At 56.2% G+C, this 21550-nt stretch carries 14 protein-coding genes; all 14 read right to left on the reverse strand.

Annotation, left to right across the window (positions count from 1 at the left end; genetic code table 11):
- Positions 1 to 98: 98 nt before the first annotated feature.
- Positions 99 to 731: a GyrI-like domain-containing protein gene (locus tag DXA66_RS07485; protein WP_118527937.1), complete on the reverse strand. Its 633-nt coding sequence runs from the start codon at positions 729 to 731 to the stop codon at positions 99 to 101.
- Between the two features lie 265 nt (positions 732 to 996).
- Positions 997 to 2202 (reverse strand): elongation factor Tu, encoded by a 1206-nt coding sequence (tuf, locus tag DXA66_RS07495; protein ID WP_118527939.1) that lies wholly within the window; start codon positions 2200 to 2202, stop codon positions 997 to 999.
- A gap of 175 nt (positions 2203 to 2377) precedes the next feature.
- On the reverse strand, positions 2378 to 4504 hold the full coding sequence (gene fusA / locus DXA66_RS07500; protein ID WP_118527941.1) for an elongation factor G: 2127 nt from the start codon (positions 4502 to 4504) through the stop codon (positions 2378 to 2380).
- A 24-nt stretch (positions 4505 to 4528) separates the two neighbouring features.
- Complete coding sequence (rpsG, locus tag DXA66_RS07505) at positions 4529 to 4999, reverse strand: 30S ribosomal protein S7 (protein ID WP_005930552.1); 471 nt, start codon at positions 4997 to 4999, stop codon at positions 4529 to 4531.
- A gap of 161 nt (positions 5000 to 5160) precedes the next feature.
- Positions 5161 to 5589 (reverse strand): 30S ribosomal protein S12, encoded by a 429-nt coding sequence (gene rpsL / locus DXA66_RS07510; RefSeq protein ID WP_005940205.1) that lies wholly within the window; start codon positions 5587 to 5589, stop codon positions 5161 to 5163.
- A 288-nt stretch (positions 5590 to 5877) separates the two neighbouring features.
- Positions 5878 to 9450: a DNA-directed RNA polymerase subunit beta' gene (gene rpoC / locus DXA66_RS07515; RefSeq protein WP_118527943.1), complete on the reverse strand. Its 3573-nt coding sequence runs from the start codon at positions 9448 to 9450 to the stop codon at positions 5878 to 5880.
- A 128-nt stretch (positions 9451 to 9578) separates the two neighbouring features.
- Positions 9579 to 13421, reverse strand: coding sequence for a DNA-directed RNA polymerase subunit beta (locus DXA66_RS07520; protein WP_118527945.1), 3843 nt, complete (start codon positions 13419 to 13421; stop codon positions 9579 to 9581).
- A 51-nt stretch (positions 13422 to 13472) separates the two neighbouring features.
- A complete protein-coding gene (locus DXA66_RS14120; RefSeq protein ID WP_143405523.1) occupies positions 13473 to 13691 on the reverse strand; it encodes a hypothetical protein in 219 nt (72 codons plus the stop codon).
- A gap of 275 nt (positions 13692 to 13966) precedes the next feature.
- Positions 13967 to 15046 carry an RNA polymerase sigma factor RpoD gene (rpoD, locus tag DXA66_RS07525; protein ID WP_118527947.1) on the reverse strand — a complete coding sequence of 360 codons (1080 nt, stop codon included), beginning with the start codon at positions 15044 to 15046 and terminating at the stop codon, positions 13967 to 13969.
- A gap of 50 nt (positions 15047 to 15096) precedes the next feature.
- Entirely contained in the window at positions 15097 to 16872 is a 1776-nt protein-coding gene (dnaG, locus tag DXA66_RS07530; protein WP_118527949.1) for a DNA primase, read from the reverse strand.
- Positions 16873 to 16897: 25 nt separating this feature from the next.
- Complete coding sequence (locus DXA66_RS07535) at positions 16898 to 17896, reverse strand: deoxyguanosinetriphosphate triphosphohydrolase (protein WP_097778128.1); 999 nt, start codon at positions 17894 to 17896, stop codon at positions 16898 to 16900.
- Between the two features lie 167 nt (positions 17897 to 18063).
- Entirely contained in the window at positions 18064 to 18684 is a 621-nt protein-coding gene (locus tag DXA66_RS07540) for a YigZ family protein (RefSeq protein WP_118527951.1), read from the reverse strand.
- A 195-nt stretch (positions 18685 to 18879) separates the two neighbouring features.
- Positions 18880 to 19818, reverse strand: a complete 939-nt coding sequence (locus DXA66_RS07545) for a CAP domain-containing protein (RefSeq protein ID WP_118527953.1) — start codon at positions 19816 to 19818, stop codon at positions 18880 to 18882.
- Positions 19819 to 20442: 624 nt separating this feature from the next.
- Positions 20443 to 21537, reverse strand: coding sequence for an acryloyl-CoA reductase electron transfer subunit beta (gene acrA, locus DXA66_RS07550; RefSeq protein WP_097778131.1), 1095 nt, complete (start codon positions 21535 to 21537; stop codon positions 20443 to 20445).
- Positions 21538 to 21550 lie beyond the last annotated feature (13 nt).

Genomic DNA, 21550 nt, shown 5'->3' on the forward strand with positions numbered 1-21550 from the left:
TTCTCTCCTCCCTTATCCATTCAATGTGTTTCTACAGATAGAATCAGTATATCACATCTGCCAAATAAAAGCGACATCATTTGTGAATTTTCCCGTTTTTATTTTTCACGTATGGGATGCCGCAGAACTGTTTTCAGTGTTCCCGGTGCAGCGCGGCGAGGATCACTCAGATAGATCTCGTGGTGGAAGCGTGTCTCTGAAAAATCAAGCCTATACCCCTGCTCTACGGCAAAGGCATCCATCTGCGCCAGCGTTTTCGGTTCTTCATCATAAGGGCCGATATGCAGGCACTGAACGCAAAGTCCCTCGTCATAGGTCAGGAATTCCGCCTTGGAAAAATCCTTTTTCTTTTTTGCCGTTGCTTCCTGTACGGCCCAATCAAACGCTTCCGACGTCACGAATTCCGGCAGGCGGATCATAGATGTCCACTCAAATAATTCTTTATGCGCATAGTCAACGCCATCCACGCCCTTCTGATGCCACAAGCCCTCCAACGGTGGAACCACATATTCAAAATAGCCGTCCATCTTGTGGCTGCCCTTATAGCTCATTTTGATGGTAAAAGCAATGCCGTACAGCACTCCCATAGCCTCCTGATAGGCTCCACCCGGAGCATTCGGGTCGCCCTTGCCGTGCACTGCCACAAAATTCATACGAGGTATCGTAATCAGATGCGGTTTTTTCGGCGGGAGATAAAATTCCCTGTACTCTTTCTTATAATCAAACGGCATTGCCCTTCACCTCTTCCAGAAGTTCACGCTGTTTCTTTTTGCTGAATCCTCTCAGCACCAGCCGATAGGACTTTTCCAGTATTTCCTTTTTTAGTATACCAGAACAACCTTGTTTTGTAAACAAAGAGTTGTGACATGCCGAAAAAAATCCCCTGCCCTTACAGACAGAGGATCTAAAACAAAAAGAGACCTTCCCACTCTCCGGAATGGGAAGGTCTCTCGTAAGTTTAACCTTTAGCCTTAGGAAAGGCGCGAAGGGTCAAAATCACTCAATGATCTTGCCAACAACGCCAGAACCAACGGTACGGCCACCCTCACGGATAGCGAAACGCAGGCCCTCTTCCATAGCAACAGGGGTCAGCAGCTCAACGTGCATCATGACGTTATCGCCGGGCATGCACATCTCAGTGCCTTCGGGCAGAGTGATGATACCGGTCACGTCGGTGGTGCGGAAGTAGAACTGAGGACGATAGTTGGAGAAGAACGGGGTGTGACGGCCGCCTTCGTCCTTGGTCAGAACGTACACCTGAGACTCGAAGGTCTTGTGGGGGTGCACGGAACCGGGCTTAGCCAGAACCTGACCACGCTCGATCTGGGTACGATCAACACCACGCAGCAGAGCGCCGATGTTATCGCCAGCCTCAGCGAAGTCCAGAGACTTACGGAACATCTCCAGACCGGTGATGGTGGTGCTCAGACGATCGGGCTTGATGCCGACGATCTCCATAGCATCGCCAACCTTAGCAACACCACGCTCAACACGACCGGTTGCAACGGTACCACGGCCAGAAATGGTCATGACATCCTCGATGGGCATCAGGAAGGGCTTGTCTTCCTCACGATCGGGGTTGGGGATATAGCTGTCAACAGCGTCCATCAGCTCCTTGATGCAAGCATACTCGGGAGCATTGGGATCAGTGGAGGTAGACTCCAGAGCCTTCAGAGCGGAACCACGAATGATCGGGGTATCGTCGCCCGGGAAGTCGTACTCGCTCAGCAGCTCACGGATCTCCATCTCGACCAGATCCAGCAGCTCTTCGTCGTCGACCATATCGCACTTGTTCATGAACACGACGATATAGGGCACGCCGACCTGACGAGCCAGCAGGATGTGCTCACGGGTCTGGGGCATGGGACCATCGGTAGCAGCAACGACCAGAATAGCGCCGTCCATCTGAGCAGCACCAGTGATCATGTTCTTAACGTAGTCAGCATGGCCCGGGCAGTCAACGTGAGCGTAGTGACGAGCGTCGGTCTGATACTCAACGTGAGCGGAGTTGATCGTGATACCACGAGCACGCTCCTCAGGAGCCTTATCGATGTTGGCATAATCCATGAAGTCTGCGTCGCCCTTCAGAGCCAGGAACTTGGTGATAGCGGCGGTCAGAGTGGTCTTGCCGTGGTCAACGTGACCGATGGTGCCGATGTTCACATGCGGCTTAGAACGGTCGAACTTTGCCTTTTCAGCCATTGGAATATCCTCCCTTAATTTAGGTTTTGATATTTGGTTACAACAACCCTGCAAGATGCAGACATTGCATTGCAAGGCTATTCTACTAAATTTGCCCTGTAAAATCAAGTGCTTTTACAGGAAATTTTGCCGAGGTTACACTACCCCGGCAAAATTCACTTTAAATTTAAGGCGATCAAGCCTTGGTGCGGCCAGCAATGATCTGGTCAGCAATGTTCTTAGGCACCGGCTCGTAGTGAGACGGCTCCATGACATACTGGCCACGGCCCTGAGTCTTGGAACGCAGGTCGGTAGCGTAGCCGAACATCTGAGCCAGAGGCACAAATGCATTGACACGCTGAGTACCAGCCATAGCTTCCATGCCCTGGATCTGACCACGGCGTGCATTCAGGTCGCCGATAACATCGCCCAGATACTCATCGGGAACGATAACTGCAACCTTCATGATAGGCTCAGTGATGATAGGATCAGCCTTGCGCATAGCATCCTTGAACGCCATAGAACCAGCAATGGAGAAGGCCATTTCAGAGGAGTCGACCTCATGATAAGAACCATCCCACAGGGTAACCTTGACATCAACGACAGGATAGCCAGCCAGAACACCGGACTTCATAGCACCCTGGATACCGTTGTCGATAGCCGGGATGTATTCCTTCGGGATGGCACCGCCAACGATGGCGTTGACGAACTCGTAACCCTTGCCGGGCTCGTTGGGCTCGATCTTGATCTTAACATGACCGTACTGGCCCTTACCACCGGACTGACGTGCGTACTTGGTCTCCTGGTTGGCCTCTTTGCGGATGGTCTCACGGTAAGCAACCTGAGGTGCACCCACGTTTGCTTCAACCTTGAACTCACGCAGCAGACGGTCAACGATGATCTCCAGGTGCAGCTCGCCCATACCGGCGATGATGGTCTGACCGGTCTCTTCGTCAGTGTAGGTCTTGAAGGTCGGATCCTCTTCGGCCAGCTTTGCCAGCGCGATGCCCATCTTCTCGTTGCCGGCCTTGGTCTTGGGCTCGATGGCAACGCGGATAACAGGCTCGGGGAACTTCATGGACTCCAGAATGATGGGATGATTCTCATCACACAGAGTGTCACCGGTAGTGGTGTTCTTCAGACCGACAACAGCAGCGATATCACCTGCGTAGCAGCAGTCGATATCCTTGCGGTGGTTAGAATGCATCTGCAGGATGCGGCCCATACGCTCCTTGTTGTCCTTCACGGAGTTGTAGACAGTGGTACCTGCCTCAACCTTACCGGAGTAAACACGGAAGTATGCCAGCTTACCAACGAACGGGTCGGTAGCGATCTTGAAGGCCAGAGCTGCGAAGGGAGCGTCGTCGGAAGACGGACGGGTCTCCTCTTCCTCAGTCTCGGGATTCACGCCCTTGATGTCAGGGACATCGGTAGGTGCGGGCATATAGTCAACGATAGCGTCCAGCAGCTTCTGGACACCACGGTTCTTGTAGGAAGAACCGCAGACAACGGGAACCAGCGTGTTAGCGATGGTCTCCTTGCGGATCGCAGCCTTCAGCTCGGCACGGGTGATCTCCTCGCCCTCGAGGTACTTTTCCATGAGCTCTTCGTCGTTCTCAGCAACAGCCTCGATCAGGATGTTGTGATACTCCTCAGCCTGCTCACGCATATCCTCGGGGATCTCCTCGGTGCGCATGTCGTTGCCCATGTCGTCGTAGTAGACCTCAGCGTTCATATCGACCAGGTCAACGATACCGCGGAAGGTATCTTCCTGACCGATAGGCAGCTGGATAGCCACGCCGTTGGCATGCAGACGATCGTGCAGCATCTTGATGCAGCGGAAGAAGTCAGCACCCATGGTGTCCATCTTGTTGACGTACACCATACGGGGAACCTTGTACTCGTCAGCCTGACGCCAAACGGTCTCAGACTGCGGCTCAACACCGCCCTTTGCAGCCAGAACGGTCACAGAACCGTCCAGCACGCGCAGAGAACGCTGGACCTCAACAGTGAAGTCCACGTGGCCCGGGGTGTCGATGATGTTGATGCGGTGACGGTTCTTCTTGAATGCAACCGGATCCTTCTGGGTCTCAGAGTGACTCCAGTAGCAGGTGGTAGCAGCGGAAGTGATGGTGATACCACGCTCCTGCTCCTGAACCATCCAGTCCATGGTAGCGCCGCCATCATGAACTTCGCCGATCTTGTGGTTGATACCGGTGTAGTACAGAATACGCTCGGTAGTAGTAGTCTTACCAGCATCAATGTGGGCCATAATGCCGATATTTCTCGTCATCTGAAGAGAAACTTCTCTGGGTGTAGCCATGAAATTAACCTCCTACAGAACAGATCAATAACGGAAATGAGCGAAAGCCTTGTTGGCCTCTGCCATCTTGTGAGTATCCTCACGCTTCTTCACGGCGTTACCAGTGTTGTTGGCAGCATCCATGATTTCAGCAGCCAGACGCTGAGCCATGGTCTTCTCACCACGGCTGCGGCTGTAGGCAGTCAGCCAGCGCAGACCCAGAGTCTCGCGGCGAGCCGGGCTGACTTCCAGAGGAACCTGGTAGTTAGCACCGCCAACGCGGCGGGTCTTGCACTCGAGGCTGGGCATGATGTTCTCCATCGCCTTCTCGAAAGTCTCCAGAGGATCGTTGCCGGTCTTCTCCTGAATCATGGAGAAAGCTTCGTAAACGATCTTCTGAGCGACGCCCTTCTTGCCATCCAGCATAACGCTATTGACCAGACGAGTGACCATCTTGGAATTGTAAATAGGATCAGCTAAGACATCGCGCTTAGCAATGTTACCTCTTCTAGGCATCTTTCTTCCCTCCTTCACAGAATGATATCATCGGTACTCGAAAGTAATAAAACTCCCGTTGTGTCACAAAGAGCTGACCTTTACATAAACTGTTGCCCTCCGCTTTACAAGCGGACTTGTTATTTATATAATGGAAAGCCGTTTATGGCGGTTGTCCTCAATTACTTCTTTGCAGCACCGGCCTTAGGACGCTTTGCGCCGTACTTGGAGCGGGCCTGATTACGGCCTGCCACACCCTGAGTATCCAGGGTACCACGGATGATGTGGTAACGCACACCGGGCAGGTCCTTAACACGACCGCCACGGATCAGCACGACGGAGTGCTCCTGCAGGTTATGGCCGATACCGGGAATGTAAGAGGTGACCTCGATACCATTCGTGAGGCGGACACGAGCAACCTTACGCAGAGCAGAGTTGGGCTTCTTGGGGGTCATGGTACGAACAGCAGTGCAGACACCACGCTTCTGGGGGCTGTTCAGATCAGAATACTGTTTCTTCTGAGAATTGTAGCTCTTCAGCAGTGCGGGAGCGGTGCTCTTGGTAGCCAGAACCTGACGGCCCTTGCGTACAAGCTGGTTAAAAGTAGGCATTTTGTTTCTCCTTTCTTAATAATGCACATCGGACTTTTTCCGACTTTTTTGCCGCACTATCCCCATGAGGGATGCGCAACAGTTATATAATACTCGCTTTACAGGCGGATGTCAACAGTTTTTGCAAAGTTTTTTGCATTTATTCCAGATTTTTTCTTTCAGCATTTTTTCGACGCAAAACGCACGGTTTTCTCCCCTGTTTCCGCTTTTCCGGGCATATAAAAACCGCCCTGCAGGCGGATGCCCACAGAGCGGTCCATTGTTTTATTTCAGAAGAAGGAGCTTTGCTTACTGTACAGCAGCTGCCAGTTCAGCAGCGACCTCAGCATCGCGCTCAGCCTCACGGTTCTTCAGATCCTCACGGACTTCCGGCAGACCGGTACCTGCGGGGATCAGCTTACCAATGATGACGTTCTCCTTCAGGCCGGCCAGCGGGTCGACCTTGCCCTTGATGGCAGCTTCGGTCAGCACGCGGGTGGTCTCCTGGAAGGATGCAGCGGACAGGAAGGAGTCGTTTGCCAGAGCAGCCTTGGTGATGCCCAGCAGCACCTGCTGGTACTCGACCAGCTTCAGGCCCTCTTCACCAGCGTCGATGCGCTGCTGCAGATCGGCGTTGATGTTCTCCACTTCCAGACGGCTTGCCAGTGCACCGCCAATCAGGTTGGAAGAACCGGAATCCGTCACGCGCACTTTGCGGCACATCTGACGGACGATGACTTCGATATGCTTATCGTTGATTTCAACGCCCTGCAGACGGTAGACCTTCTGAACTTCGTTGATCAGGTAGTTCTGGACATCCTCCAGACCCTTGATTGCCAGAATATCCTGCGGATACAGAACACCTTCACGGGTGATGATGTCGCCCTTCTCCACACGGTCACCCGGCATCACGCGGGAATGCTGGGTGAACGGGATGGAGTAGCTCTTTACGACCTCGGCACCGTTCTCGTCCTTGCCGGTCACCTTGATAACGACATTCTTCTTGGTATCGTCCTGAGAAACGACACCAGAGATCTCGCTCATGATGGCCATGCTCTTGGGACGGCGGCTCTCGAACAGCTCTTCAACACGGGGAAGACCCTGCGTGATATCTTCAGCAGATGCGATACCGCCGGTATGGAAGGTACGCATGGTCAGCTGCGTACCAGGCTCGCCGATGGACTCTGCGGCGATAACGCCGACAGACTCGCCCAGACGGACCGGCTCGCCGTTTGCCATATCGGAACCGTAGCAGCGTGCGCAGACACCGGTCTTTGCACGGCAGGTCAGCAGGCTGCGGATCTTCAGCTTGGTAATGCCAGCAGCCTCGATCTCGTTTGCATCGTACAGGTCGATCATCTTGCCTTCGGGCACGATGACCTTGCCGGTGACGGGGTTGACCACATCGCCCACAGCGAAGCGGCCGATCAAGCGCTCGCGGAAGCTCTCGATCTTCTCCTTGCCCTCGTGGATCTCAGACACCCACAGGCCGTCGGTGGTGCCGCAGTCGATCTCGCGCACGATGACATCCTGAGAGACATCGACCATGCGGCGGGTCAGGTAACCGGAGTCAGCGGTACGCAGAGCGGTATCGGCCAGACCCTTACGGGCGCCACGGGCAGAAACGAAATATTCCAGAATATTCAGACCTTCACGGTAGTTGGCACGAATGGGCATCTCGATGGTGTGGCCGGCGGTGTTTGCCAGCAGGCCGCGCATGCCGGCCAGCTGCTTGATCTGGTTCATAGAACCACGAGCACCGGAGTCTGCCATCATATAGATCTCATTATCCTTGGGCAGGTTGTCTGCCAGAGCCTTGGAGACCTTATCGGTGGTAGCCTGCCAGATTGCAATGGTCTGGTTGTAGCGCTCGTTGTCGGAGATCAGGCCGCGGTTGAACAGCTTGCCGACCTTTGCGATCTGCTGGTCAGCCTCAGCGATCAGCTCCTGCTTCTGCGGCGGGATCACAGCGTCGCACACAGCGACGGAGATCGCAGACAGAGTGGAGTACTTGTAGCCCTGCGCCTTGATGGCATCCAGCATCTTTGCACACTTGCGGGTGCCGTTGCGGGTCATGCAGCGGGAAATGATATCGGGCAGAGTCTTCTTGGTCACGCGGAAGCTGACCTCGTACTCCAGCCAGTGCTCGGGATCAGTACGGTCGATATAACCCAGATTCTGAGGAACAGGGTTATTGAAGATGATGCGGCCGACGGTGGCTTCCACCAGACCGGTGCGCTCCACGCCGTCAATGGTCATGGTGCGGCGCACCTTGATGGGTGCGTGCAGGGTAACGATGTGCTCTGCATAAGCCATCAGGGCTTCGTTCTCATCGCGGAACACCTTACCTGCGCCCTCGTCATTTTCACGAACGGTGGTCAGGTAGTAGCTGCCCAGGATCATATCCTGCGTAGGCACGGTAACAGGTGCGCCGTCAGAGGGCTTCAGCAGGTTGCCGGAAGCCAGCATCAGCATCTTGGCCTCACGGCAGGCATCCTCGCCCAGGGGCAGATGCACTGCCATCTGGTCACCGTCGAAGTCGGCGTTGAATGCGGTACATGCCAGCGGGTGCAGCTTGATTGCACGGCCCTCCACCAGCACCGGGTTGAACGCCTGAATGCCCAGACGGTGCAGGGTAGGTGCACGGTTCAGCAGAACGGGGTGGCCCTTGATCACCGTCTCCAGGCTGTCCCACACTTCGGGCTTAGCGCGCTCCACCATCTTGCGGGCGGACTTGATGTTGTTGGCAATGCCCTTCTCCACCAGATCCTTCATGACAAAGGGCTTGAACAGCTCCAGAGCCATTTCCTTGGGCAGACCGCACTGATCCATCTTCAGCTCAGGGCCGACGACGATAACGGAACGGCCGGAGTAGTCAACACGCTTGCCCAGCAGGTTCTGACGGAAGCGGCCCTGCTTGCCCTTCAGCATATCGGAAAGGCTCTTCAGGGCGCGGTTGTTGGGGCCGGTGACCGGACGGCCGCGGCGGCCGTTGTCGATCAGGCTGTCCACTGCTTCCTGCAGCATACGCTTCTCGTTGCGCACGATGATGTCGGGAGCGCCCAGCTCCAGCAGACGGCGCAGACGGTTGTTGCGGTTGATCACGCGGCGGTACAGGTCGTTCAGGTCGGAGGTGGCAAAACGGCCGCCGTCCAGCTGGACCATGGGGCGCAGGTCAGGCGGCAGAACAGGCAGCACATCCATGACCATCCATTCAGGACGGTTGCCGGAAATGCGGAATGCCTCAACTACTTCCAGACGCTTGAGGATGCGCACGCGCTTCTGGCCGGAGGACTTTTCCACCTCGGCAGTCAGCTCTTCACTCAGCTGATCCAGATCGATCTCCTTCAGCAGATCCTGAATGGCCTCAGCGCCCATAGCAGCCTCGAACTCATCACCGTAGTGGTCGCGCATCTCACGATACTCGCTCTCGGTGAGCAGCTGCTTCTTTTCCAGACGGGTAGCGCCCGGATCCGTGACGATATAGCTTGCAAAGTACAGCACCTTCTCCAGCAGGCGGGGGCTGATGTCCAGCATCAGGCCGATGCGGCTGGGGATGCCCTTGAAGTACCAGATGTGGCTGACGGGAGCGGCCAGCTCAATGTGGCCCATGCGCTCACGGCGGACCTTAGCCTTGGTCACTTCAACGCCGCAGCGGTCGCAGATCTTGCCCTTGTAGCGGATGCGCTTATACTTACCGCAGTGGCACTCCCAGTCCTTGGTAGGTCCAAAAATGCGCTCACAGTACAAGCCGTCGCGCTCCGGCTTCAGGGTGCGGTAGTTGATGGTCTCAGGCTTTTTGACCTCGCCGTAGCTCCAGTTGCGGATCTGCTCCGGGGAGGCAAGGCCGATCTTGATGGAATCGAAAACGTTGTTTTCCATGAAACGAACCCTTTCTTAATCTCTAGTTGTCTCGATGATACAGGCGGCTTTCTTGTTCAGACCACAGGCCCCTCTCCCCTGCCGCAGCACGCGGAACAGGGGGCTTGAGGCTTGTGTTCTTTGTCTGATCAGAAATCTACTTCGTCAGAAGAAGCGGGAGCTTCGGCACCGGAGTTATTGTCCTCCAGCACAGAAGGATCATCGAAACCGGCATCGGCATCCTTAATATTATAATCGTTGAGCAGTTCGCTCTCCTGCACGACGTTCTCAGTGCCGGCAACATCGCGCATATCAAAGCCGGTCTCTTCGTCGTCGAAGTTCTGACGCATGTCGATCTCGTTGCCGTCCTTGTCCTGAACAACAACGTCCAGACCCAGAGACTGCAGTTCCTTCAGCATAACGCGGAAGGACTCGGGGATGCCGGGCTGCGGGATCGGCTCACCCTTAACGATGGCCTCGTAGGTCTTCACACGGCCCTCCACGTCGTCGGACTTGACGGTCAGAATCTCCTGCAGAGTGTAAGCAGCGCCGTAAGCTTCCAGTGCCCAGACTTCCATTTCGCCAAAGCGCTGGCCGCCGAACTGGGCCTTGCCGCCCAGAGGCTGCTGAGTGACCAGAGAGTAGGGGCCGGTAGAACGTGCATGGATCTTATCATCGACCAGGTGATGCAGCTTCAGGTAGTACATATAACCGACGGTAACGCGGTTATCGAACTTTTCGCCGGTGCGGCCATCGTAAACGGTGGTCTTGCCATCGCGGTCCAGCTCGATCTTGGAGAAGTCGATGATGTGTCCCTTCTCGCCCATGATCTTGGGGAGCTTCGTGGGATATGCAGGAGCATTCTCGCCATGCCACATCTCGCGGGCGGTATCAAAGGTATCGCCGATGTCGTTCTCACGAGCAGAGTCGAAGACGGGAGTCATGACCTTGATGCCGCATGCCTTGGCAGCGTAGCCCAGGTTGACTTCCAGCACCTGACCGATGTTCATACGGGAAGGCACGCCCAGAGGGTTCAGCACGATGTCCAGCGGGGTGCCGTCGGGCAGGTAGGGCATGTCCTCCTGCGGCAGAATGCGGGAAACGACACCCTTGTTGCCGTGACGGCCTGCCATCTTATCGCCAACGCTGATCTTGCGCTTCTGGGCAATATAGCAGCGGACGACCTCGCGCACGCCGGGCTGCAGTTCGTCGCTGTTCTCCGGGGTGAACACCTTGACGTCCACGATGATGCCGTATGCACCATGGGGCACGCGTAGAGAAGTATCACGCACTTCGCGTGCCTTCTCGCCGAAGATGGCGCGCAGCAGGCGCTCTTCAGCGGTCAGCTCGGTCTCGCCCTTCGGGGTGACCTTACCGACCAGAATGTCGCCGCTCTTGACCTCGGCACCGATGCGGATGATGCCGCGCTCGTCCAGATCCTTCAGTGCATCCTCGGAAACGTTGGGGATATCACGGGTGATCTCTTCGGGTCCCAGCTTGGTGTCGCGGCTCTCGGTCTCGTACTCTTCAATATGAATGGAGGTGTACACGTCCTCGCGCACGATCTTCTCGTTCAGCAGAACGGCATCCTCGTAGTTGTAGCCTTCCCAGGTCATGAAGCCGATCAGAGCGTTCTTACCCAGAGAAATTTCGCCGTTGCGCATTGCAGGGCCGTCGGCCAGCACCTGACCGGCCTTGACGCTCTCGCCGACCTCCACGATGGGACGCTGGTTGATGCAGGTGCCTGCGTTGGAGCGTGCGAACTTGACCAGAGGATAATCCTCCAGCTCGCCCTTGTTGTTGCGCACAACAACATGGTCGGCATCCATCTTCTCAACGATACCGTCATTCTTTGCCAGAACAGCGGTGCCGGAGTCGGTAGCAGCCTTGTACTCCATACCGGTAGCAACGATGGGCTGCTGGGTGACCATCAGAGGCACTGCCTGACGCTGCATGTTGGAACCCATCAGAGCACGGTTACAGTCATCGTTCTCCAGGAAGGGGATGCAGGCGGTAGCAACAGAGACCATCATTCGCGGAGAAACGTCCATGTAATCGACTTTCTCTGCATCAATTTCAAGGATCTCGTCGCGGCGGCGGGCAGACACACGGGGACGGATGAAGTGCTTGCCCTCATCCAGCGGCTCGTTGGCCTGTGCCACAACGTACTCGTCCTCGACATCAGCGGTCATATACTCCACTTCGTCGGTAACGACCTGCTCGAGCAGGCGGCCGTTCTCGTCGTAGGTCTTCTTGACCTTGCGGTACGGAGCTTCCACGAAGCCGTACTCGTTGATCTTGGCGTAAGATGCCAGATAGGAGATCAGACCGATGTTGGGGCCTTCAGGAGTCTCGATGGGGCACATACGGCCATAGTGGCTGTAGTGAACGTCGCGGACCTCGAAACCTGCGCGGTCACGGCTCAGACCGCCGGGGCCCAGAGCAGACAGGCGGCGCTTGTGGGTCAGCTCAGCCAGCGGGTTGTTCTGATCCATGAACTGGGACAGCGGAGAAGAACCGAAGAACTCCTTGATGGCTGCCACCACCGGACGGATGTTGATGAGGGCCTGCGGGGTGATGACGCTCTGATCCTGGCTCTGCAGGGTCATACGCTCACGGATGACGCGCTCCATGCGGGAGAAGCCGATGCGGAACTGGTTCTGCAGCAGCTCGCCCACGCTGCGGATGCGGCGGTTGCCCAGATGGTCGATATCATCGGTGGTGCCAATATTGTGGCCCAGACCGTTCAGGTAGTTGATGGAAGCCAGAATATCGGCGACCGTAACGGTGCGGCCGATCAGCTGGTCGTGGTTGCGGCGCAGCATCTCCTTCTGCTCTTCCACATCAGAGGTGGTGTCGAGGATCTTCTTGATCTCATCGAAGGAGCAGCGCTCGTTGATGCCGCACTCCTTCACGTCGAAGGAGAAGAAGCCCTGTGCATCCACACAGCCGTTGGTGATAACCTTGACCTTCCGGCTCTCTTCCTTCATGGGATCGTCGAGTTTCAGCACGACCAGATTCACACCGGCATTGTCAGCCTTCTCAGCCAGCTCGCGGGTGATCTTGGCACCAGCCTCGATCAGGATCTCGCCGGTCAGCGGAGCGACCACATTCTCAGCAGCCACCTGACCGGTGATGCGGCGTGCCAGAGACAGCTTCTTGTTCATCTTATAACGGCCGAAACGAGACAGGTCATAACGGCGCGGGTCGAAGAACAGCATGTTGATCTGGCTGGTAGCAGACTCCACCGTGGGAGGCTCGCCGGGGCGCAGCTTGCGGTAGACCTCCAGCAGGCCCTCTTCCTGATTCTTGGTGGTATCCTTTTCCAGAGTAGCGAGGATGCGCTCATCGTCGCCAAAGAAGTTCAGGATGTCCTCGTTGGTGGACAGGCCCAGTGCACGGCACAGCACGGTGACAGGCAGCTTGCGGTTCTTATCGATACGGACATAGAACACATCGGAAGCATCGGTCTCGTACTCCAGCCATGCGCCGCGGTTGGGGTTCATGGTGGCGCTGTACAGGTCGTTGCCCACCTTATCCTTGGCATCGCCGTAGAACACGCCGGGAGAACGCACCAGCTGGCTGACGATAGCACGCTCTGCACCGTTGATCACAAAGGTGCCGGCATCGGTCATCAGCGGGAAATCGCCCATGAAGATCTCCTGATCCTTCACTTCGCCGGTCTCCTTGTTCAGCAGACGGGCGGTGACGCGCAGGGGTGCTGCATAGGTCACGTCGCGCTCCTTGCACTCCTTGATGCTGTACTTCGGCTCCTTATCCAGGCGGAAGTCCACAAAGCTCAGTGCCAGATTGCCGGTGTAGTCCTCAATGGTGCCGATATCGTGGAAGACCTCTTTCAGGCCCTCGTCCAGGAACCACTGATAAGAGTTCTTCTGGACCTCGATCAGGTTCGGCATACTGATGACTTCGTCGATGTGGGAGAAGCTCATGCGCTCGGTTTTGCCGAGCTTTACGGGCTTGACTTTCATCATAAAATCAACCACTCCTTACTTTTATACTCTACGGGATGTCGTATACACGGGTCAAATTTGAGCAGACACACATAATTCGACCCGCGTCGAAGGGAACCTTTCGGCGTTTTTCACAAACTTTTCGGTTTGACCCGTCCAGCCACCGCCTGCGTATTCCTCTTTTTGGCGCACTAGTCCATTATGTGATACTAATGCAGTATACACCCTAAAAGCCTTGCTGTCAAGCCATTTTTCAGATTTTTGCCAAAACAAATTTATTTTTTCTTTCATTTTCGCACGCCCGGTTGCGTGTTGTGTTTTGCTGTTTTAGGGCTTGATTTTTTTATTTTGCACGTTCCTGTTCATAATCCCCTTGTGCAATTTGTCTATCTTTGCTCTTGTGTTTTGGCGTATTACTTTTACAGTCGGATATGCCCGTTTTCCCTTGCGGCCCTTTTTTGTGAAAAAGCAGCTCAGAAAAGCTCGCAGGCTTTTCTGAGCTGCAAATATAAAAATAATGTTTCCTCTAATATTGCCAGAGCGCAAGCGGCGGCAATTATAATCGTTCACTCATCCAGATAATCCCGCAGACGTTTTGCACGGCTGGGATGCCGCAGCTTGCGCAGGGCCTTGGCTTCGATCTGCCGCACCCGCTCCCGGGTCACATTGAACTCCTTACCCAGCTCTTCCAGCGTATGCGCCCGGCCATCCTCCAGCCCGAAGCGCAGTGCAATCACCCGCTCTTCTCTCGGTGTCAGGCTCTTGAGCACGCTGAACAGTTCCCGCCGCAGCAGCTGCCGCCCGGCTTCATCCACCGGGACGCCTGCATCCTCGTCCTGAATAAAATCTTCAAGGTGGGCATCCTCTTCCTCGCCCACCGGCGTTTCCAAGCTGATGGGGTCCTGCGCCAGCTGCAGCAATTCCCGCACACGGTCCGGCTCCATGTCCAGCTGAACAGCGATCTCTTCCGCGGTAGGCTCCCGGCCATTTTTCCGCAGCAGGTCACCCGTCGTCTTTTTGACCCGGTTGATGCTCTCCACAAGGTGCACCGGGATGCGGATGGTCCTCCCCTGATCTGCAATGGCGCGGGTGATGGACTGACGGATCCACCACGTGGCATAGGTGGAAAATTTGAAGCCGCGCTCCGGCTCAAACTTTTCCGCCGCCTTCATCAGGCCGAGATTGCCTTCCTGAATGAGATCCAGAAACGGCAGGCCCCGCCCCGCATAGCGCTTTGCCACCGACACCACCAGCCGCAGGTTCGCTTCGCTGAGCTTCCGCCGGGCATCCTCGTCCCCTGCCTGCGCGGCACGAGCAAGCTCCGCCTCCTGCTCTGCCGTCAGCAGCGGCACCCGGCCGATCTCCTTCAAATAGGCCTTTACCGGGTCGTCCAGCGCCACCCCCTCTGCCGAAAGCTCATGTTCCAGCCTGCCGATCTGCGTTTCATCCAACGCAGGCAGGTCCGCTTCCTCTTCGGTCAGGTGCACGCCGCGGGCCTCCAGTGCCGTATACAGCTCGTCCAGCTGCGCCACATCGTAATCCTGCTCGTCCATGGCACGGCTGATCTGCTCCGGTGTCAGGGCATGGCGGCGTGCCCGCGCAGCCAATGTTCTGGCCAATTCCTCCGTTTGCGACAATTTCTGCATGGTTCCTGCTCCTTTCCTCTCCTGCTCCAGCCGGAGGGGAAAGCGGGGGATCATTCTTCTACAGGCACATTTCCCTGCTTCTTTTCGCGCATCGACTGGAGGTAATCACTCAGTTCCTCATTGGACATATGCGCCGCCTTGCCTGCCATGGGCATCCCCCGGGCAATGCGGTCCAGATACAGCCGGATATCATCCGGCGTACAATTCACATCGCTGTATTGTGCCGCAAGATGGCTCAGTTCATTCAGCGCTTCTTCGCTTACAAAAGCGCGCAGTGTGGTCAGGCTGATCTCAATGCCCTCCTGTCGGCAGCGCAGCATGGCTTCAAACAGCTCCTTCTGCTGCGGCAGCACGAACTGTTCTGCGGTCAGCTGCCCCTGCACCAGATCGATATAGTGCGGCTCCCGCAGCATGGCCGCCAGCAGCCGCTGCTGTGCACTGGCAATGCCCAGCGCCTGACTGCCGCCCGCACTGTACGGCACGCTGATCTGATTCATCTCACCGGACTTGAGCGCCTGCTGCTTTTTCTCCCAGCGGTGCTTGCTGCCCGCCCTCTTCACGGCGGTCTCCAGCTGGGTCATGATAGCTGTTTTGGAGATGTTGGTCTCCTCAGCCAGACGCCCCGCATACACTTCCTGCTCGGTAGGGTTGGAGCGCTCTGCCAGCATATTCACAGCTTCCTTCACGTATTCCAGCCGCTGGGCATCCTGTGCCAGATCATACTGGCTGCGCAGACGGCCCAGCCGGAAGTCCAGTGCATTGCCCACACCATCCAGCAGAGCCTTGAACCGCTCTGCGCCATACTTTTTGATGTACTCGTCCGGGTCCTTTGCACCGGGGATCTGCAGCACACCCACCTTTACCGGGCTGTTGCGGAACAGTTCCAGCGAGCGCAGCGTGGCCTTCTGGCCTGCTTCGTCCGAATCGTAGCTCAGGATTACCTCGTCAGCATACTCGCTGATAAGCCGCACCTGCTCCGGGGTCAGGGCCGTGCCGCAGGCGCACACTGCTGTGTCGATGCCTGCCTGATGCATACTGATCACGTCCATGTAGCCCTCGCACAGCACGAACCGGCGCACCGCGCTGCGCTTTGCGATCTGCAGCGCAAACACCGTCTCTGATTTGTGGTACACCAGCGTTTCCGGGCTGTTGACATATTTCGGTTTGGAATCGTCCAGCACGCGCCCGCCAAACGCAATGATGTTGCCGCGCAGGTCAAAGATGGGGGTCATCACCCGCTTCCAGAACAGGCAGTAGATGCGGCCGGACGCACTGCGCTTGAACAGGCCGCTGGCATCCAGCTCCTGCTGATTGTAGCCCTTATCGCGCAGGAACTGATACAGCGCCTGTCCGTCGTTGGGCGCATAGCCCAGCCCGAACCGGACGATCGTCTTGTCGTCCAGACCGCGCCGCCGCCAGTAGGCACGGGCCTGCCGGGCTTCTTCCACGGTGGAGTTCAGGCAGGCGTGGAAAAACCGTGCTGCCTCCTTGTTCATGGAGAGGATGCGGCTGCGCATCCGGCCTGTTTTGTCGTCCTCCTGCGGCTCCGGCATACCGGCCCGCGCTGCCAGCAGCTTAACGGCCTCCGGGTAATCGATGCTGTTGATCTTTTTCGTAAAGGTAATGGCATCGCCGCCTGCGCCGCAGCCAAAGCAGTAAAAGCTCTGGGTGTCCGGGTAGACGTAGAATGAGGGCGATTTTTCGCTGTGGAAGGGGCACAGGCCGCCATACAAACGTCCCTTGCGCTTGAGCTGCACATAGCTGCCCACCAGCTCCACAATGTCGGTGCGGCGGGTCAGTTCTTCAATGTATTCGTGTGGGATCATGGATCTTTCAAACGACCTTTCGGATTTATAGGACATGCCACTTCCGGGGCACAAACAATTCCTCAAACGTGCGGATGGCAAATTCATCGCTCATGCCACTGATGTAATCAGTCACTGCGCGTTCTCTGCCCTCCTGATAAGCCAGCTGGATGTAGAAATTGGACATCCGGTCCACATGGTTCAGGTAGTAATCGTACAGTTCCCCGATCACCTTGTCCACCTTCTGCTCTTCCCGCTTGGCGGTCTTGTCCACGTACACGGTGGCGTACATGAAATCCCGCAGCGCAAGGAAGGCTTCGTTTTCCTCTGCGCCCACCTTCACATCCCCATCGCTGTTGGCAAGAATACTGTTGATCATGGTGGTGATGCGGGCAGATTTTGTCTGGCCCAGCACGGCGGTGCATTCCTTCGGCAGGGTGGCTGGGTCCAGCACACCGGCGCGCACCGCGTCCTCAATGTCGTGGTTCACATAGGCGATCTGATCCGCCATGCGCACGATGCGCCCTTCCGGCGTTGCCGCCCAGGTGCCCTTTGTGTGGGTCACGATGCCGTTGCGCACCTCCCACGTCAGGTTCAGGCCCCGGCCGTCCTTTTCCAGCTTGTCCACCACACGCAGGCTCTGCATGTAGTGCTTGAAGCCGTCCGGGCACAGCTCATTCAGCGCGCGCTCCCCGGCATGGCCAAACGGCGTGTGGCCCAGATCATGGGCAAGGCTGATCGCTTCGGTCAGATCTTCGTTCAGTCGCAGGGCGCGGGCAATGGTCCGCGCGATCTGCGAGACCTCCAGCGTATGGGTCAGTCGGGTGCGGTACAGGTCTCCCTCCGGCGAGAGGAACACCTGCGTCTTTTGTTTGAGCCGTCGGAATGCCTTGCAGTGCAGCACCCGGTCACGGTCACGCTGGAACACCGGCCGGATCGGGTCCTGCTCTTCCGGCAGCATGCGGCCGCGGCTCTGGTCGCTGAAGGTAGCCCACGGCGCGAAGGTCATATGTTCGATCTCTTCTGTGCGCTGACGTACATCCATACAAAGTCGCCCTCCCTTTTTGTCGCCATTCCCCCTCTCTGTTTCGGCACAGCCGATCCCAATTGCTGCGTCTGCGGCAATTGTAGCACACCCGCTTTGTCGAAGGGGGAAAAAGCCTGTCGGTTCGCAAAATAATGCTTGCTTTTTTATTTTTGCCGCTGCTGGGTTCAGAACGGTGCGTAGAACGGGTCGGATACCGTCACCTGTGCGCTGCCGCGCGTCAGCTCCCGCAGCTGTTCCAGCAGCGGGCCTTCGGTGTGTTCCGGCATCTGCCAGCACAGGGTCACGCGATCCGTGAACTGCGGCGCGGCCTGCTTTGCTCCCGCTGCATCGATCAGCAGCGATGCACGCTCATAAAGGGAGTAATCCACCGTCACGCGCAGCTCCACCACGCTGCGCACCGTGACCACCTCGGCATTTTCCAGTGCACGGGCCGTAGCCGTGGTGTATGCACGCACCAAACCACCGGTGCCCAGCAGCACACCGCCAAAGTAACGGGTCACCACCACGATCAGATCCGTCAGGCCGCTGTGCTGCAGCACCTCCAGCGCTGGTGTGCCCGCCGTCTTGGCCGGTTCCCCATCATCTGAATAGCGTTCCCGGTTGCCTTCCCGCAGGCGGTAGGCATACACATTGTGGCGGGCGGTGCGGTTGGCCGCACGCACCTGTTCCAGAAATGCAACGGCAGCTTCCTCGCTGTCCGCAAATGACAGCGACGCAATGAAGCGGCTCCTCTTTTCCTCGTATTCTCCTGTGGCCGTGCCACGGATGGTGCGGTAATCCTCCACTGTGGTTCCTCCTGCATGTTATTCAAATCAAGTATAACATAAATCGTCCGTTGTGCAACCACTGCCGCATACGTTTTTGCGTCAAGGCCAGCTCCCTGTACTGCTGCCCGCATGTTCTCTGCCAGAAAAAAGCGCAACAAAAAATCGGCCAAGCCTTGCAGCTCAGCCGATCTTTTATTAGAAGAAAGCAGATGATCACTTCGTAAAAAGCTGGATCCACTGATGGCCCCAAGTGCTGGAGCTATTGTAGTAGTAGCCCACACCCATTGCACGAGCTTCGGGATCCAGAATGTTTGCGCGATGGCCTTCGGAGTTCATCCAGGCATTCACGACTTCTTCAGGAGAAACGCTGCCCCATGCGGCATTCTCGCCAGCAGCGGCATCCGTCACGCCGTACTCGCTGAGAACAGTGTACCACTTGGTACCATTGGGACGAACGTGAGAATTGACGGTTGCGATCTCTTCGGCGCGCTGCTGAGCAGCTGCGGTGAGCTTTGCATCGCCCATGACCAGGGGCTGCAGGCCGTACTTTGCACGCTCGGCATTGACCAGATCCAGAACTTCCTGACGGTAGTTGCTGGTGTAAGAGTTTTCGGGGTAAGAGAAGATCAGCACCCAGTAGTTGTTGTAAACGCCGCCTTCGTAGTGGCCCACACTCATGGTGGTCACATCCGCATTCAGCATGCGCTCACGTGCGAAATCAATGTTCATCCACTGATCCACCGCTGCATCGGGGGTAGAAACGCCAGCTATGTAGTTTTCACCAACAGACACATCGTCGATACCATTCTCGGCGAAGATGGTGAAATCGCGCTGACCGTTGGGACGAACGTAAGAGTAAGAAACAGCCAGCTCTTCAGCGCGCTCCTGAGCGGCATTGTTGTGGCTGCTGTCGCCCAGCTGAACGGGCTTCAGGCCAGCCTTTGCGCGCTCGTTGTTTACGCGGCGCAGGAACTCGTTCTGATAAGCTTCGTCCTGAAAGTTGATGTAGGAATTTTCTTCTTCGACGGAGACAGAAACCGAAGCCTCAGCTGCGTTTGCAGTAACGGGCTTGAGAGATGAAGCACCAAAAACTACAGCCAGAGTCATAGCTGCTGCTGCGATATTCTTCAGGGTGCGCATCTCGAGTTTCATAAGACATCCTCCGTAAGCCTTTGTATATAAAAGCTTTTTTGCATTCCTGCGAATGCGTGCCGCAACATATTCGCAACGCTTTCGTTTCAAACGTGTCACTCTTGTGCAACAAGAGTATCACAAGAATATCTCATCGTCAAGGGGTTTCTGTCGATTTTTTTGAGAAAAAATGCAAAAAAATCAAAATTCCCTGTTCCAAAAGCGTTTCACAAGTGCAACAGGCTCAACCAGGATCCCGTAAATTTGTTACGCCTGTGTTGCACTTCACCGTTTTCGGGATTGTTTCGTCACACTTTACGTGTTGCATTTTATTTTTCTACACTTTTTCTGCAGTGTTTTTCATGCATTTTTCCGTATGTTTATTCGCTTACATGCATATTTCAAAGTATAACAGACTTTTGTGTGCGCTTTTTCCGTTCCACTCCCCTCCCGCAGCCCTTTTCTGGGCTGCAGCAGGCCTTTGGCTGTACTTTCTGCAACAAAAAACAGCACAGGCAGCCTTTTCAGGGCCATCTGTGCTGTGCCGTATTTCTTATTTAAAAATTATATAAAAAGAAGAGCGGCTCCGAAGAGCCGCCCTCCCACAATTCAGGCTATGCTATAAAAAGATCTCGCGTCAGTCGATTACTGAGCAGCCTTTGCTGCCTCGATCTGCTTGATCAGCTCGGGCACGACCTTGAACAGGTCGCCCACAATGCCGTAGTCGGCAACACCGAAGATGGGTGCGCCCTCATTCTTGTTGACAGCGATGATGCACTCGGAGTCCTGCATACCAGCAGTGTGCTGGATAGCGCCGGAAATGCCCAGAGCAACATAGATCTTGGGATGCACGGTCTTGCCGGTCTGGCCAACCTGATGGTCAGCAGTCATCCAGCCTGCATCGGTGACGGCACGGGAAGCGCCCACAACGCCGCCGCCCAAAGCGGCAGCCAGCTGCTCAGCCAGCTCAATGCCCTTGTTGACATCCTTGCTGATGCCGCGGCCAACAGAGACGATCACGTCTGCGCCGATCAGATCGACCAGCTTTTCAGCTGCCTTCTCAACGCTCAGCACTTCGGTCTTAACGTCGTCAGCGGTCAGGCTGAAGGCGGGCTTCACGATCTGGCAGGCATCAGCCTTGGCCTGATCGAAGGGAGCCTTCTTCATAACGCCCGGGCGGACGGTGGACATCTGCGGACGGAAGCGGGGGCAGATGATGGTAGCCATCAGATGGCCGCCGAATGCGGGACGGGTCATCTTCAGGTTGCGATCCTCATAATCGAACTTCTGCTTGGACAGGTCGATGGTGGAGCTTTCCTTCAGGAATTCGACATACTTTGCAGTGTCGATATCCAGATGGGTAGCATCGGCGGTCAGGCCGGTGTGCAGGCGGGCTGCGCAGCGGGGGCCGAGATCGCGGCCGATGTTGGTTGCACCGATCAGCAGGACTTCGGGCTTATACTCGTTGACCATGTCGCACACGACCTTAGCGTATGCATCGGTGGTGTAGTCCTTCAGCAGGGGGCTGTCGCAGACCATGACCTTATCAGCGCCATAGCCGCCCAGTTCCTTGGCAATGCCTTCCACGTTGTCGCCCAGCAGCAGGCCGGTGACCTCGCAGCCCAGCTCATCAGCCAGCTTGCGAGCCTCGCTCACCAGCTCGAAATCAGTGGACATCAGTGCGCCCTGGCGCTGCTCGCAGAAGACCCAGACGCCCTTGTATTCGTTAAAATCAGCCATTGTAATCCTATGC

It is taken from the genome of Faecalibacterium sp. OF03-6AC (genome assembly GCF_003478175.1).
Lineage (GTDB): Bacteria > Bacillota > Clostridia > Oscillospirales > Ruminococcaceae > Faecalibacterium > Faecalibacterium taiwanense.